The organism is Streptomyces sp. NPDC025651 (assembly GCF_055558735.1).
Window position 1 is genome coordinate 236,771 of the sequence record NZ_JBVHLZ010000004.1, and the last position, 14,269, is coordinate 251,039.

At 67.1% G+C, this 14,269-nt stretch carries 13 protein-coding genes and 1 tRNA gene; 11 read left to right on the top strand and 3 right to left on the bottom strand.

Features of this window, described 5'->3' with window-relative positions; genetic code table 11:
- Positions 1 to 9: 9 nt before the first annotated feature.
- Positions 10 to 642, bottom strand: a complete 633-nt coding sequence (locus tag ACZ4D5_RS17395; protein ID WP_467773242.1) for an NAD(P)-dependent oxidoreductase — start codon at positions 640 to 642, stop codon at positions 10 to 12.
- An 85-nt stretch (positions 643 to 727) separates the two neighbouring features.
- Here ACZ4D5_RS17395 and ACZ4D5_RS17400 point away from each other — a divergent pair, with 85 nt between their 5' ends.
- Complete coding sequence (locus ACZ4D5_RS17400) at positions 728 to 1,327, top strand: TetR/AcrR family transcriptional regulator (RefSeq protein ID WP_467773243.1); 600 nt, start codon at positions 728 to 730, stop codon at positions 1,325 to 1,327.
- Here ACZ4D5_RS17400 and ACZ4D5_RS17405 read toward each other — a convergent pair.
- Positions 1,317 to 2,336, bottom strand: coding sequence for an adenosine deaminase (locus ACZ4D5_RS17405; RefSeq protein ID WP_467773244.1), 1,020 nt, complete (start codon positions 2,334 to 2,336; stop codon positions 1,317 to 1,319). The genes ACZ4D5_RS17400 and ACZ4D5_RS17405 overlap by 11 nt on opposite strands.
- 143 nt (positions 2,337 to 2,479) lie before the next feature.
- Positions 2,480 to 3,706: a pyridoxal phosphate-dependent aminotransferase gene (locus ACZ4D5_RS17410; protein WP_467773245.1), complete on the bottom strand. Its 1,227-nt coding sequence runs from the start codon at positions 3,704 to 3,706 to the stop codon at positions 2,480 to 2,482.
- Between the two features lie 182 nt (positions 3,707 to 3,888).
- Between ACZ4D5_RS17410 and ACZ4D5_RS17415 the strand changes: the two genes are divergently transcribed.
- The 10 genes from ACZ4D5_RS17415 (at position 3,889) to rpoB (ending at position 14,232) form a co-directional block, all read left to right on the top strand.
- Positions 3,889 to 3,961: transfer RNA gene (locus ACZ4D5_RS17415), tRNA-Trp, on the top strand.
- A gap of 107 nt (positions 3,962 to 4,068) precedes the next feature.
- Positions 4,069 to 4,356, top strand: a complete 288-nt coding sequence (gene secE / locus ACZ4D5_RS17420) for a preprotein translocase subunit SecE (RefSeq protein WP_362332642.1) — start codon at positions 4,069 to 4,071, stop codon at positions 4,354 to 4,356.
- A 77-nt stretch (positions 4,357 to 4,433) separates the two neighbouring features.
- Positions 4,434 to 5,327, top strand: a complete 894-nt coding sequence (gene nusG, locus ACZ4D5_RS17425) for a transcription termination/antitermination protein NusG (protein ID WP_467773246.1) — start codon at positions 4,434 to 4,436, stop codon at positions 5,325 to 5,327.
- 177 nt (positions 5,328 to 5,504) lie between these two features.
- On the top strand, positions 5,505 to 5,939 hold the full coding sequence (rplK, locus tag ACZ4D5_RS17430) for a 50S ribosomal protein L11 (protein WP_030782612.1): 435 nt from the start codon (positions 5,505 to 5,507) through the stop codon (positions 5,937 to 5,939).
- Positions 5,940 to 6,026: 87 nt separating this feature from the next.
- Positions 6,027 to 6,749: a 50S ribosomal protein L1 gene (gene rplA / locus ACZ4D5_RS17435; protein WP_362332636.1), complete on the top strand. Its 723-nt coding sequence runs from the start codon at positions 6,027 to 6,029 to the stop codon at positions 6,747 to 6,749.
- Between the two features lie 174 nt (positions 6,750 to 6,923).
- Positions 6,924 to 7,826 (top strand): SCO4651 family lipoprotein, encoded by a 903-nt coding sequence (locus ACZ4D5_RS17440; RefSeq protein WP_467773247.1) that lies wholly within the window; start codon positions 6,924 to 6,926, stop codon positions 7,824 to 7,826.
- Between the two features lie 90 nt (positions 7,827 to 7,916).
- Positions 7,917 to 8,885: an SCO4651 family lipoprotein gene (locus ACZ4D5_RS17445; RefSeq protein ID WP_467773248.1), complete on the top strand. Its 969-nt coding sequence runs from the start codon at positions 7,917 to 7,919 to the stop codon at positions 8,883 to 8,885.
- A 261-nt stretch (positions 8,886 to 9,146) separates the two neighbouring features.
- Complete coding sequence (rplJ, locus tag ACZ4D5_RS17450; protein WP_362332628.1) at positions 9,147 to 9,677, top strand: 50S ribosomal protein L10; 531 nt, start codon at positions 9,147 to 9,149, stop codon at positions 9,675 to 9,677.
- 108 nt (positions 9,678 to 9,785) lie between these two features.
- Positions 9,786 to 10,172, top strand: coding sequence for a 50S ribosomal protein L7/L12 (gene rplL, locus ACZ4D5_RS17455; protein WP_362332625.1), 387 nt, complete (start codon positions 9,786 to 9,788; stop codon positions 10,170 to 10,172).
- A 574-nt stretch (positions 10,173 to 10,746) separates the two neighbouring features.
- Positions 10,747 to 14,232 carry a DNA-directed RNA polymerase subunit beta gene (gene rpoB / locus ACZ4D5_RS17460; protein WP_467773249.1) on the top strand — a complete coding sequence of 1,162 codons (3,486 nt, stop codon included), beginning with the start codon at positions 10,747 to 10,749 and terminating at the stop codon, positions 14,230 to 14,232.
- The last annotated feature ends 37 nt before the right edge of the window (positions 14,233 to 14,269 follow it).

Below are 14,269 nucleotides of genomic sequence, written 5' to 3' on the forward strand. Positions count from 1 at the left end.
CAAGGGGGGTCAGTCGGCGATGCCGACTCCCTGCTTCACGGTCGCCGGATCGTTGACCGCCCCGAGCATCGCGTGCGCCACGTCCGCGCGCGCGATCGTGCGTCCCGCGCGCGGGAAGCCGCCCACGACCTTCCGGTAGGTGCCGGTGAGGGGCTTGTCCAGGAGCCTCGGCGGGCGGACCGACGTCCAGTCCGTCGCGCTGCCCGCCAGATCGGCCTCCATGACGGTCAGGTCGGCGTACACGCCCTTGAAGATCATGCCGATCACGACCCGCAGGGCGCGGTCGAAGAGCGGCGAGTCCGTCGGCTGCGGACCCACCGGGCCCGCGCTGACGACCACGAGCCGCCGCACGCCCTCCGCGTCCATCGCGCGCACCACGGAGCGCGTCAGCTCCGTGACGACCCCCGTGTCCGCGCGCGTGCGCGCCCCGAGGCCCGAAAGCACCGCGTCCCGGCCCGCGACCGCCGCGCGCAGCGCCTCCGGATCCCGTACGTCCGCCGGGAAGACATCGAGGCCCTTCCCCGTCACGGTGAGCCGCGCCGGCTCGCGCACCACCGCCGTGACCTGGTGCCCCGCCGCCAGAGCCTGCCGAACGATCTCCTGACCGACGCCGCCGGTCGCACCGAACACTGTGAGCCTCATTGCGCGCCCCCTCCAGGTGGGTAAGTATTCACTCACCCCTAGAGTGAGTAAGCACTCACCCCTTCGTCAAGCCGGTTGGACGCCCATGCAGCAGAAGCCCACCAGGGCCCGCATCCTCGACGCGGCCCACGAACTGATGTTCACTCGCGGCCTGGCACGGGCCACCACCAAGGAGATCGCCAAGGCGGCAGGCTGCTCCGAAGCAGCGCTGTACAAGCACTTCGCGAGCAAGGAAGAGCTGTTCGTGAGCGTCCTCAAGGAGAGGCTGCCCCGGCTCGGCCCTCTCCTGAAGGAGCTCGTCGAGAAGCCGGGGGAGCGCGACGTCCTGGAGAACCTCACCGAGATCGCGCGTCTGGCCAGCGACTTCTACGCGGAGAGCTTCCCGATCGCGGCCTCCTTGTACGCCGAGACCAAGCTCAAGCGCCGCCACGAGGACTCCATGCGCGAGATGGGCACCGGCCCCCACATGCCCATCGAGGCCCTCGACGCCTATCTCCGCACCGAGCGGGACGCCGGCCGGATCGCCCCCGACGCCGACACCTTCGCGGCGGCCTCGCTCCTCATGGGGGCCTGTGCCCAGCGGGCGTTCGCCTACGACGCCACGGTCGGCAAGCGGCCCCCGCAGCCCGTCGAGGAGTTCGCGGCCGGGCTCGCCCGCACGCTCCTGGCCGGGATCAGTCGCTGAGCCACTCGTCGACCCCGGCCAGCAACTTCGCCCGGACGTCCTCGGGCGCGGCCGAGCCGCGCACCGACTGCCGCGCGAGTTCGGCCAGTTCGGCGTCGTCGAAGTCGTGGTGCCTGCGTGCGATCTCGTACTGGTCGGCCAGGCGCGCCCCGAAGAGCAGCGGGTCGTCCGCGCCGAGCGCCAACGGCACCCCGGCGTCGAACAGCGTCCGCAGCGGCACGTCCTCGGGCTTCTCGTAGACCCCGAGGGCCACGTTCGACGCCGGGCACACCTCGCAGGTCACGCCCCGGTCGGCGAGGCGCTTCAGGAGCCGCGGGTCCTCGGCGGCCCGCACCCCGTGCCCGATCCGGGCCGCGTGCAGGTCGTCCAGGCAGTCCCGCACCGACGCGGGTCCGGTCAGCTCGCCGCCGTGCGGTGCCGCGAGCAGGCCGCCGTCGCGCGCGATGGCGAAGGCGCGGTCGAAGTCCCGCGCCATGCCCCGGCGTTCGTCGTTGGAGAGCCCGAAGCCGACGATGCCCCGGTCCGCGTACCGCACGGCGAGCCGTGCCAGCGTGCGGGCGTCCAGAGGGTGCTTCATGCGGTTCGCGGCGACGAGGACGCGCATCCCCAGGCCGGTCTCCCGCGAGGCGCTCTCGACGGCGTCCAGGATGATTTCCAGGGCCGGGATGAGGCCTCCCAGGCGCGGCGCGTACGACGTCGGGTCGACCTGGATCTCCAGCCACCCCGACCCGTCCCGCAGATCCTCCTCCGCGGCCTCGCGCACCAGACGCCGGATGTCCTCGGGCTCGCGCAGACAGGAGCGCGCGGCGTCGTAGAGGCGCTGGAAGCGGAACCACCCGCGCTCGTCCGTGGCGCGCAGCTTCGGCGGCTCGGCGCCGGTCAGCGCCTCGGGGAGCCGCACGCCGTACTTGTCGGCGAGCTCCAGCAAGGTGGTGGGCCGCATCGACCCGGTGAAGTGCAGGTGCAGATGGGCCTTCGGCAGCTCTCTTACGTCTCGTACACGCTCCATTCCAGGATCTTGCCGTACGCACATGGCGTCCCGGTAGCGGCTTTCCACCTTCGGGACCTTTCCCGAACGAAGAAGCGGGCCGCCTCTCCGAAGGGAGAGACGGCCCGCACGCACGCGTGGAGCGCTGTTTTCTTGCGTCGACCTCAGTCGCGGGCCTCGGCGAGCAGCTTCTGGATCCGCGAGACGCCCTCGACGAGGTCCTCGTCACCGAGGGCGTACGAGAGGCGCAGGTAACCCGGCGTCCCGAAGGCCTCGCCCGGAACCACCGCGACCTCGGCCTCCTCCAGGATCAGCGCGGCCAGCTCGACGGAGTCCTGCGGGCGCTTGCCGCGGATCTCCTTGCCGATGAGGCCCTTCACCGAGGGGTAGGCGTAGAAGGCGCCCTCGGGCTCGGGGCAGATGACGCCCTCGATGTCGTTGAGCATCCGCACGATGGTCTTGCGGCGCCGGTCGAAGGCCTCGCGCATCTTCTCCACGGCGACCAGGTCACCGGAGACGGCCGCGAGCGCGGCGGCCTGCGCGACGTTGGAGACGTTGGACGTGGCGTGCGACTGGAGGTTCGTCGCGGCCTTGACCACGTCCTTCGGGCCGATGATCCACCCCACGCGCCAGCCGGTCATCGCGTACGTCTTGGCGACGCCGTTGACCACGATGCACTTGTCGCGCAGCTCGGGCAGGATCGCGGGGAGCGAGGTGAACTTCGCGTCTCCGTAGACGAGGTGTTCGTAGATCTCGTCGGTCATGACCCACAGGCCGTGCTCGACGGCCCAGCGCCCGATCGCCTCGGCGTCGGCCTCGCTGTAGACGGCACCCGTGGGGTTCGACGGCGAGACGAAGAGCACGACCTTCGTGCGCTCCGTGCGAGCGGCCTCGAGCTGCTCGACGGAGACGCGGTAGCCGGTGGTCTCGTCGGCGACGACCTCGACCGGGACACCGCCGGCGAGACGGATCGACTCCGGGTACGTCGTCCAGTACGGAGCCGGGACGATGACCTCGTCGCCCGGGTCGAGGATCGCGGCAAACGCTTCGTAGATGGCCTGCTTGCCGCCGTTGGTCACCAGGATCTGCGACGCGTCGACCTCGTAGCCCGAGTCGCGCAGCGTCTTCGTGGCGATCGCGGCTTTGAGCTCGGGGAGGCCACCGGCCGGCGTGTAGCGGTGGAACTTCGGGTTCTTGCAGGCCTCGACGGCCGCTTCGACGATGTAGTCCGGCGTCGGGAAGTCGGGCTCACCCGCGCCGAAGCCGATCACCGGGCGCCCGGCGGCCTTGAGGGCCTTGGCCTTGGCGTCGACGGCGAGGGTCGCGGACTCGGAGATCGCGCCGATGCGCGCGGACACCCGGCGCTCGGTCGGAGGAGTAGCAGCGCTCATGAACCCCATCGTTCCAGACCCGAAACTGCCCGGGCACACGGGTTTCCAAGAGCATCGGATCCCTTTCTGTTCGACGGGGGGCCGCAGACCACGTACACTCACTGCTCGTTGGCCCTCACCGGCCGCTTCCTCTCGACGCACTCCGTGCACATGGGCGGATGCGGTAGGTTGGGGGAAATCAAAGGGTCGTAGCTCAATTGGTAGAGCACTGGTCTCCAAAACCAGCGGTTGGGGGTTCAAGTCCCTCCGGCCCTGCTACACACTCCTTCGCCAGGATGTGTGCGCATGTACGTACTGCAATGCACCGCCGTGCGGCTCAACCGGGCGCGGCACGGCCACGACCCGGAATCAGGTGAGGACGAGTGACGGACGCCGTGGGCTCCATCGACATGCCTGATGCCGAGGACGAGGCGCCGGAGTCCAAGAAGAAGGCCCGCAAGGGTGGCAAGCGAGGCAAGAAGGGCCCCTTCGGCCGTCTCGCGCTCTTCTACCGCCAGATCATCGCGGAGCTCCGCAAGGTCGTCTGGCCGACTCGCAGTCAGCTGAGCACCTACACCACCGTGGTGATTGTCTTCGTCGTCATCATGATCGGCCTTGTGACCGTGATTGACTATGGCTTCAGCCACGCTGTCAAGTACATCTTCGGCTGAGCCGAGAGCGAAGGGCGCCGTACCCGGCGCCCCTATTCGCGTGTTCCACCCCATGTATCCAGGAAGAAGCAGCCACCGTGTCTGACCCGAACCTGAACGACGCCATCGAGTCGGTCGAGTCCGTTGAGGACGAGCTCGACATCGTCGAGGCGGCGGACGCCGAGGAGCCGGATCAGGCCGAGGCTGCCGACGCCGCCGCCGGCGAGCCCGCCGAAGAGGCCGCCATCCACCTGGAGGGCGACGCCGAGGCTGTCGCCGAGTCCGAGGAGGACGAGGACGCCGTCGCCGAGGTCGCCGACGAGCAGCCCGCGGAGGACGCCGTGGACGAGGCGCCCGAGGAGGAGGCCGAGCCGGTCGACCCGATCGTCGCCCTGCGCGAGGAGCTCCGCACCCTCCCCGGCGAGTGGTACGTCATCCACACCTACGCCGGTTACGAGAACCGCGTGAAGACCAACCTCGAGCAGCGTGCCGTCTCGCTGAACGTCGAGGACTTCATCTTCCAGGCCGAGGTGCCGCAGGAAGAGGTCGCCCAGATCAAGAACGGCGAGCGCAAGACCATCCGTCAGAACAAGCTCCCCGGCTACGTGCTGGTGCGCATGGACCTGACGAACGAGTCCTGGGGCGTCGTCCGCAACACCCCCGGCGTCACCGGCTTCGTGGGCAACGCCTACGACCCGTACCCGCTGACCCTGGACGAGATCGTCAAGATGCTCGCCCCGGAGGCCGAGGAGAAGGCCGCCCGCGAGGCCGCCGAGGCCGAGGGCAAGCCCGCTCCGCAGCGCAAGGTCGAGGTCCAGGTCCTGGACTTCGAGGTCGGCGACTCGGTCACCGTCACCGACGGCCCGTTCGCGACGCTGCAGGCGACGATCAACGAGATCAACGCCGACTCGAAGAAGGTCAAGGGTCTCGTCGAGATCTTCGGCCGCGAGACCCCGGTCGAGCTCAGCTTCGACCAGATCCAGAAGAACTAGCCTCCACGGGCTTCCTCTGGAACACACGCTTCCGACCAGGTCAGGCGGGCTGTCAAAGCCTGTCTGACCTGCTCGGTTTTTAGCTGCGCGACTATACCCGTTATCGTTGTGCGGTATGCCTCCATCCGGATGACCGGATGGTCGGCTGAAAACTCTCACTAGGACCCGGAGAGAGCAATGCCTCCCAAGAAGAAGAAGGTCACGGGGCTGATCAAGCTCCAGATCCAGGCTGGTGCCGCCAACCCGGCCCCGCCGGTCGGTCCCGCGCTGGGCCAGCACGGCGTCAACATCATGGAGTTCTGCAAGGCCTACAACGCCGCGACCGAGTCGCAGCGTGGCTGGGTGATCCCGGTGGAGATCACGGTCTACGAGGACCGCTCCTTCACCTTCATCACCAAGACGCCGCCGGCCGCCAAGATGATCCTGAAGGCCGCTGGTGTCGAGAAGGGCTCCGGCGAGCCCCACAAGACCAAGGTCGCCAAGGTCACCGAGGCGCAGATCCGCGAGATCGCGCAGACCAAGATGGAAGACCTCAACGCCAACGACCTGGACGCCGCTTCGAAGATCATCGCCGGCACCGCCCGTTCCATGGGCATCACGGTCGAGGGCTGAGAACCTCCCCCCGTCTGACCTTTCTCAGTGGTAGGGCCAAGCGCTGGCCCGCACCACGACTCCATACCTGAACCAACAGGAGCAGTAGTGAAGCGCAGCAAGACTCTCCGCGCTGCGGACGCCAAGATCGACCGGGAGAAGCTGTACGCCCCGCTCGAGGCCGTCCGTCTCGCCAAGGAGACCTCCTCGACCAAGTTCGACGGCACCGTCGAGGTCGCCATGCGTCTGGGCGTCGACCCGCGCAAGGCCGACCAGATGGTCCGCGGCACCGTGAACCTCCCGCACGGCACCGGCAAGACCGCCCGGGTCCTGGTCTTCGCGACCGGTGACCGTGCTGCGGCCGCGGAAGCCGCTGGGGCCGACATCGTCGGCGCCGACGAGCTCATCGACGAGGTCGCGAAGGGCCGTCTGGACTTCGACGCCGTCGTCGCCACCCCGGACCTCATGGGCAAGGTCGGCCGCCTCGGCCGCGTGCTCGGTCCGCGTGGTCTGATGCCGAACCCGAAGACCGGCACCGTCACCCCCGACGTCGTGAAGGCTGTCAACGACATCAAGGGCGGCAAGATCGAGTTCCGCGTCGACAAGCACTCGAACCTGCACTTCATCATCGGCAAGGTGTCCTTCGACGACACCAAGCTGGTGGAGAACTACGCCGCGGCCCTGGAGGAGATCCTCCGTCTGAAGCCGTCGGCCGCCAAGGGTCGTTACATCAAGAAGGCCGCCATCACCACCACGATGGGCCCCGGCATTCCGCTGGACTCGAACCGCACCCGCAACCTCCTCGTCGAGGAGGACCCGGCCGCCGTCTGAACCTGACGGCAGCCGCGTCGCGTACGCGTTCTGTGGACGGGCCCCGCAACCTTTCGAGGTGCGGGGCCCGTCCTGTTTGTGTACGGGCTTTCTTGCGTACGGGGCTTTCGGATACGTCTGTCAGAGGCCTGCGCTAGCGTGCGGGCCACCACGAATGCCAAGGGGTGGGACTACATGAACAGCACGACCATGCGCCGCGCGGGGCTCTCGATAGCGGTGGCCGCCGCTCTGACCGGCGTCGCGGCCTGCGGTTCGGGCGGCTCCGGCGGCTCCTCGGACAAGGCGGACGGCGACAAGGACAAGGGCGGGATCAGCGTCAGCCCGATAGCCGCTCTGCGCTCCGTCGAGAAGTCGACCGACAAGGCGGACACCGCCCGGATCGACGGCTCGACCACCATGGGCACGCAGACGTCCATGGACATGAAGGGCGTCATGGGCTGGTCGGACGGCATCACGGGCAAGATGACGGTGACCTTCACGGGTGGTACGCAGGCCCAGCAGATGGAGCAGCTCGGTCAGACGAAGATCGACTACCGCTATCTGAAGAACGGCTTCTACGCGAACATGGGCGACAAGTTCGCGGCCCAGGCGGGCGGGGGCAAGCACTGGCTCGAGTACGACTACGCCACGCTGGCCGAGCTCAGCGGCGCCGCGGGCGAGGCGTTCCAGGACCAGATGCAGAACACCACGCCGAACCAGTCGGTGAAGATGCTGCTGGCCTCGGGCGACGTGAAGCGCGTGGGTGAGGAGAAGGTCCGCGGCACGCAGGCGACCCACTACTCGGGCACGGTCGACATCGCGGACTTCACCGCCAAGAGCACGGACCTGGACGAGGGCCAACTGTCCGAGCTGAAGAAGCAGTTCGAGCAGGCCGGCATGAGCACCGAGACGATCGACATCTGGGTCAACGACGACGACCTGCTGGTGAAGAAGGTCGAGAAGGCCGAGACGAAGAACGGCGACTTCTCGCAGACCGCCTACTACAGCGACTACGGCACGCCGCTCTCCGTCCAGAAGCCCCCGGCCTCGGACACCATGAGCTTCAAGGACCTCATGAACAAGCAGCCCGCCGTCTAGCCAGGCAGAACTCGCAGGCCACGTCTCCCACCCCTCGGGTACCCTCGGCAGTCAGAAATGTGTCGATCATGTGTTCCTAGGGGTGGGGTCATGACTGTTGGTGTCGTACGTGGACGCAAGGGACGTCAGCGGGCGATGGGCGCCGTGCTCACCACGGCGCTGCTGTGTACCGGCGCGGTCGCCTGTGGTGGGGGCGACGACAAGTCCGACAAGGCGGCGGGCGACTCGGGCACGACCCAGTCCCGTTCGCAGGTGACCGAGGTCATCACGGCCGCGTACAAGAAGACCTCGGCCGCCAAGTCGGCCAAGGTCGAGATGACCATGTCGATGCCGGCCGCGATGGACGGCGGCGGCGACATGAAGATGTCCGGCGTCATGGGCTGGGACCCGACGGTGATGGACATGACGATCACGGGCTCGGCGCTCACCGAGGGCGACCCGGACGCTCCGGAGAAGGTCCGGATGCTCTGGCGCGACAACGTGATGTACATGGACATGGGCGCCAAGGCGGCCAAGGACATGGACGGCAAGCGCTGGATGAAGATGGACCTCAACTCCATCGCCGAGCAGGCCGGCGACGAGAACCTCGCGAAGCAGATGACCGGCGGCCTGGACAACATGAACCAGGACCCGGCGAAGCAGCTCGCGATGCTCATCGACTCGCCGAACCTGAAGCACCTCGGCCCCGCGAAGGTCGACGGAGTGGAGACCCAGCGCTACAAGGGCCGGCTCACCGTCAAGGAAATGATGGAGAGCAACAAGGGCCTCGACGAGGTGCTCAGCAAGAGCGAGCGCGAGAAGCTCCTCGAGAACATCGAGAAGTCCGGCATCAAGGGATACGACACCGAGGTCTGGGTCAACGAGGACGACCTGCCCGTCCGCATGGACATCGACATGAAGAGCCCCCAGGGCACGGTGAAGATGTCGCAGACCTTCTCCGACTACGGCACCGCCGCCAAGGTGACCGCACCGCCGGCCGGGCAGACCTTCGACCTCATGGAGATGTTCAAGGAGCTCGGCAAGGCCGGCGCGGGTGCGGGCTCGGACAGCGCCCTCTGACCGGATTTGCTTGACGCGGACCCGTTCGCGTACTCTTCCACAGAAGCCAAAGACCGCTGGTCGTTGCCGTGTGCTCGAAAGAGTGTGCGGCGGCCGAAGGATCCGCTGAAACTGCGGACGACCCGCGCAGGTGACTGTGGAAGTGCTCCCGGACGGATTCCGTCTGGTCGAGCTCACGCCCCGTGCGCCTGCGCCGGGGCGTTCTGTTTTTCCCAGCCCCTTCTGAGCGGTCCTCATCACCCGGAAGGAGGCCGACGCTCTATGCCGACGCCCGACAAGGCTGCCGCGGTAGCCGAGCTCACGGACAAGTTCCGCAGCTCGAACGCCGCCGTGCTGACCGAGTACCGGGGTCTCACCGTGGCCCAGCTCAAGCAGCTGCGCCGTTCCCTCGGTGCGAACTCCGAGTACGCCGTGGTGAAGAACACGCTGACCAAGATCGCGGCCAACGAGGCCGGGATCGACACGCTCGACGACCTGTTCAACGGTCCGACGGCGGTCGCCTTCGTCACCGGTGACCCGGTGGAGTCGGCGAAGGGTCTTCGTGACTTCGCCAAGGAGAACCCCAACCTCGTCATCAAGGGCGGTGTCCTTGACGGCAAGGCGCTGTCCGCCGACGAGATCAAGAAGCTTGCGGACCTCGAGTCCCGCGAGGTTCTGCTCAGCAAGCTGGCCGGTGCGTTCAAGGGCAAGCAGTCGCAGGCTGCCTCTGTCTTCCAGGCGCTGCCGTCGAAGTTCGTCCGCACCGCGGAGGCGCTTCGTGCCAAGCAGGCCGAGCAGGGCGGTGCCGAGTAATTCGGCTCGCACATTGACCGCTGCCTGACGCGGCGGTCACAGCGGGCCCAACGTACGCCCGCCTTCATGTACACACGGCACCAGCCGAATTAGTGGAAGGACGCCATCATGGCGAAGCTGTCCCAGGACGACCTGCTCGCGCAGTTCGAAGAGATGACCCTCATCGAGCTCTCCGAGTTCGTGAAGGCCTTCGAGGAGAAGTTCGACGTCACCGCCGCCGCTGCCGCGCCGGTCGTCGTCGCCGGTGGTGCCGCTGGCGGCGCCGCTGAGGCCGAGGCCGAGCAGGACGAGTTCGACGTCATCCTCACGGGTGCCGGCGACAAGAAGATCCAGGTCATCAAGGTCGTGCGTGAGCTGACCTCCCTGGGTCTGAAGGAGGCCAAGGACCTCGTCGACGGCACCCCGAAGCCGGTCCTCGAGAAGGTCGCCAAGGACGCCGCGGACAAGGCCAAGGAGGCCCTCGAGGGCGCCGGCGCCTCCGTCGAGGTCAAGTGACCTCACGAGTCGTCTGACTCTTTTCACCCTCGTACGGCGGAGACGCTGTAACGCGAGGGTCGCCTAGGGCGATCACCCATCTGGGTGGTCGCCTTTCGGCGTTCTCGGGGGCTCCCGCGGCGGGTGCCTTGCGCTGTCGGTCCCGGCGAGTATGGTGATCTTCGTTGTGCCTCGGGACGGCCGTGACGGTGACGATCTCAGGGCCTTGTCCGGGCAGGGGGGCCTTGACGAACCGCACGCAGCGCGCAATTCTCAGGACGCGTCGTCACAACGATCCGCATCCGAGGCATGGATCGGCGGCGAAGAGGGCAGTATCGATGTGCATCGAGGGCGTGGCTTGCAGCAGGGGTTGAGAACAACGAGGGTCTCCCAGAACCCGCACTGGACATCAGTGGGCCAACTGGCTACACTGACCCTTTGCGCTGCCTGTTAGCTGCCTCCTGCCCGTCACCAGGGGCATGCCCATGCTTGAGCACCGTGGACTGAAACTTCCCTGACCTGGGATTTCTGTCTCTGTGTCCAGCCTGGGACCGGTACGCGCGTAGTGAGTCCGAGCCCTCGGAAGGACCCCCTCTTGGCCGCCTCGCGCACTGCCTCGACCGCGAATACGAACAACGGCGCCAGCACCGCCCCGCTGCGCATCTCCTTTGCAAAGATCAAGGAGCCCCTCGAGGTTCCGAACCTTCTTGCGCTGCAGACCGAGAGCTTTGACTGGCTGCTCGGCAATGACGCGTGGAAGGCTCGTGTCGAGGCGGCTCTGGAAAGCGGACAGAACGTCCCCACCAAGTCCGGTCTGGAAGAGATCTTCGAGGAGATCTCCCCGATCGAGGACTTCTCCGGGTCGATGTCCCTGACGTTCCGCGACCACCGCTTCGAGCCTCCCAAGAACTCGATCGACGAGTGCAAGGAGCGCGACTTCACGTACGCCGCCCCGCTCTTCGTCACCGCTGAGTTCACCAACAACGAGACCGGCGAGATCAAGTCCCAGACGGTCTTCATGGGCGACTTCCCGCTCATGACGAACAAGGGCACCTTCGTCATCAACGGCACCGAGCGTGTCGTGGTGTCGCAGCTCGTCCGCTCGCCCGGTGTCTACTTCGACTCCTCCATCGACAAGACGTCCGACAAGGACATCTTCTCGGCCAAGGTCATCCCGTCCCGTGGTGCCTGGCTCGAGATGGAGATCGACAAGCGCGACATGGTCGGTGTGCGCATCGACCGCAAGCGCAAGCAGTCCGTCACCGTCCTCCTCAAGGCCCTCGGTTGGACGACCGAGCAGATCCTCGAGGAGTTCGGCGAGTACGAGTCCATGCGCGCCACCCTGGAGAAGGACCACACCCAGGGTCAGGACGACGCGCTGCTCGACATCTACCGCAAGCTGCGTCCGGGCGAGCCCCCGACCCGTGAGGCCGCGCAGACGCTGCTCGAGAACCTCTACTTCAACCCGAAGCGCTACGACCTCGCGAAGGTCGGCCGCTACAAGGTGAACAAGAAGCTCGGTGCGGACGAGCCGCTGGACGCCGGCGTGCTCACCACCGACGACATCATCGCCACGATCAAGTACCTGGTGAAGCTGCACGCCGGTGAGACCGAGACGATCGGTGAGTCCGGCCGCGAGATCATCGTCGAGACCGACGACATCGATCACTTCGGCAACCGTCGTATCCGTAACGTCGGCGAGCTGATCCAGAACCAGGTCCGTACGGGTCTCGCCCGTATGGAGCGCGTCGTGCGCGAGCGCATGACGACCCAGGACGTCGAGGCGATCACGCCGCAGACCCTGATCAACATCCGGCCGGTCGTCGCCTCCATCAAGGAGTTCTTCGGCACCAGCCAGCTGTCCCAGTTCATGGACCAGAACAACCCGCTGTCGGGGCTGACGCACAAGCGTCGTCTGAACGCCCTCGGCCCGGGTGGTCTCTCCCGTGAGCGGGCCGGCTTCGAGGTCCGAGACGTGCACCCGTCTCACTACGGCCGCATGTGCCCGATCGAGACGCCCGAAGGCCCGAACATCGGTCTGATCGGTTCGCTCGCCTCGTACGGCCGCATCAACGCGTTCGGCTTCATCGAGACGCCGTACCGCAAGGTCGTCGACGGTGTCGTCGGTGACGACGTCGACTACCTCACGGCCGACGAGGAAGACCGCTTCGTCATCGCGCAGGCCAACGCGCCGCTGACCGACGAGTTCCGGTTCGCCGAGGCCCGTGTGCTGGTCCGCCGCCGCGGCGGCGAGGTCGACTACGTCCCCGGTGACGACGTCGACTACATGGACGTCTCGCCGCGCCAGATGGTGTCGGTCGCGACCGCCATGATCCCGTTCCTCGAGCACGACGACGCCAACCGCGCGCTCATGGGCGCGAACATGATGCGTCAGGCGGTGCCGCTCATTAAGTCCGAGGCGCCGCTCGTCGGCACCGGCATGGAGTACCGCTGCGCCACCGACGCCGGTGACGTCATCAAGGCCGAGAAGCCGGGTGTGGTCCAGGAGGTCTCCGCGGACTACGTCACCGTCACCAACGACGACGGCACGTACACCACGTACCGCATCGCCAAGTTCTCGCGCTCGAACCAGGGCACCTCCGTCAACCAGAAGGTTGTCGTCGACGAGGGCGCCCGCGTGATCGAGGGCCAGGTCCTGGCCGACGGTCCCGCGACCGAAGAGGGCGAGATGGCCCTCGGCAAGAACCTGCTCGTGGCGTTCATGCCGTGGGAGGGTCACAACTACGAGGACGCGATCATCCTGTCGCAGCGCCTCGTGCAGGACGACGTCCTCTCCTCGATCCACATCGAGGAGCACGAGGTCGACGCCCGTGACACCAAGCTCGGCCCGGAGGAGATCACCCGGGACATCCCGAACGTCTCCGAGGAGGTCCTCGCCGACCTCGACGAGCGCGGCATCATCCGCATCGGCGCCGAGGTCATCGCCGGCGACATCCTCGTCGGCAAGGTCACGCCCAAGGGTGAGACCGAGCTGACCCCGGAGGAGCGTCTGCTCCGCGCGATCTTCGGTGAGAAGGCGCGCGAGGTCCGTGACACCTCCCTGAAGGTGCCGCACGGCGAGACCGGCAAGGTCATCGGCGTACGCGTCTTCGACCGTGAAGAGGGCGACGAGCTGCCGCCGGGCGTGAACCAGCTGGTTCGCGTCTACGTGGCGCAGAAGCGCAAGATCACGGACGGTGACAAGCTCGCCGGCCGCCACGGCAACAAGGGTGTTATCTCGAAGATCCTTCCGATCGAGGACATGCCGTTCCTCGAGGACGGAACTCCGGTCGACATCATCCTGAACCCGCTGGGTGTGCCGTCCCGAATGAACCCGGGACAGGTCCTGGAGATCCACCTCGGCTGGCTCGCCAGCCGCGGCTGGGACGTCTCCGGCCTCGCGGACGACTGGGCGCAGCGCCTGCAGGCCATCGGTGCCGACAGCGTTCAGCCCGGGACGAACGTCGCCACCCCCGTCTTCGACGGTGCGCGTGAGGACGAGCTCGCCGGTCTGCTGCAGCACACCATCCCGAACCGCGACGGCGAGCGCATGGTGCTCCCGTCCGGCAAGGCGCAGCTGTTCGACGGCCGCTCCGGTGAGCCGTTCCCGGACCCGATCTCGGTCGGGTACATGTACATCCTCAAGCTGCACCACCTGGTCGACGACAAGCTGCACGCCCGCTCGACCGGTCCGTACTCGATGATCACCCAGCAGCCGCTGGGTGGTAAGGCTCAGTTCGGTGGTCAGCGCTTCGGTGAGATGGAGGTGTGGGCGCTCGAGGCTTACGGCGCCGCATACGCCCTCCAGGAGCTGCTGACGATCAAGTCCGACGACGTCACCGGCCGCGTGAAGGTCTACGAGGCCATCGTCAAGGGCGAGAACATCCCCGAGCCCGGCATTCCCGAGTCCTTCAAGGTGCTCATCAAGGAAATGCAGTCGCTCTGCCTCAACGTGGAGGTGCTGTCCTCGGACGGCATGTCCATCGAGATGCGTGACACCGACGAGGACGTCTTCCGCGCGGCGGAGGAGCTCGGTATCGACCTGTCCCGGCGCGAGCCGAGCAGCGTCGAAGAGGTCTGACGGGTCTGGCCGGGACCTCCCAGTGAGGTCCCGGCCC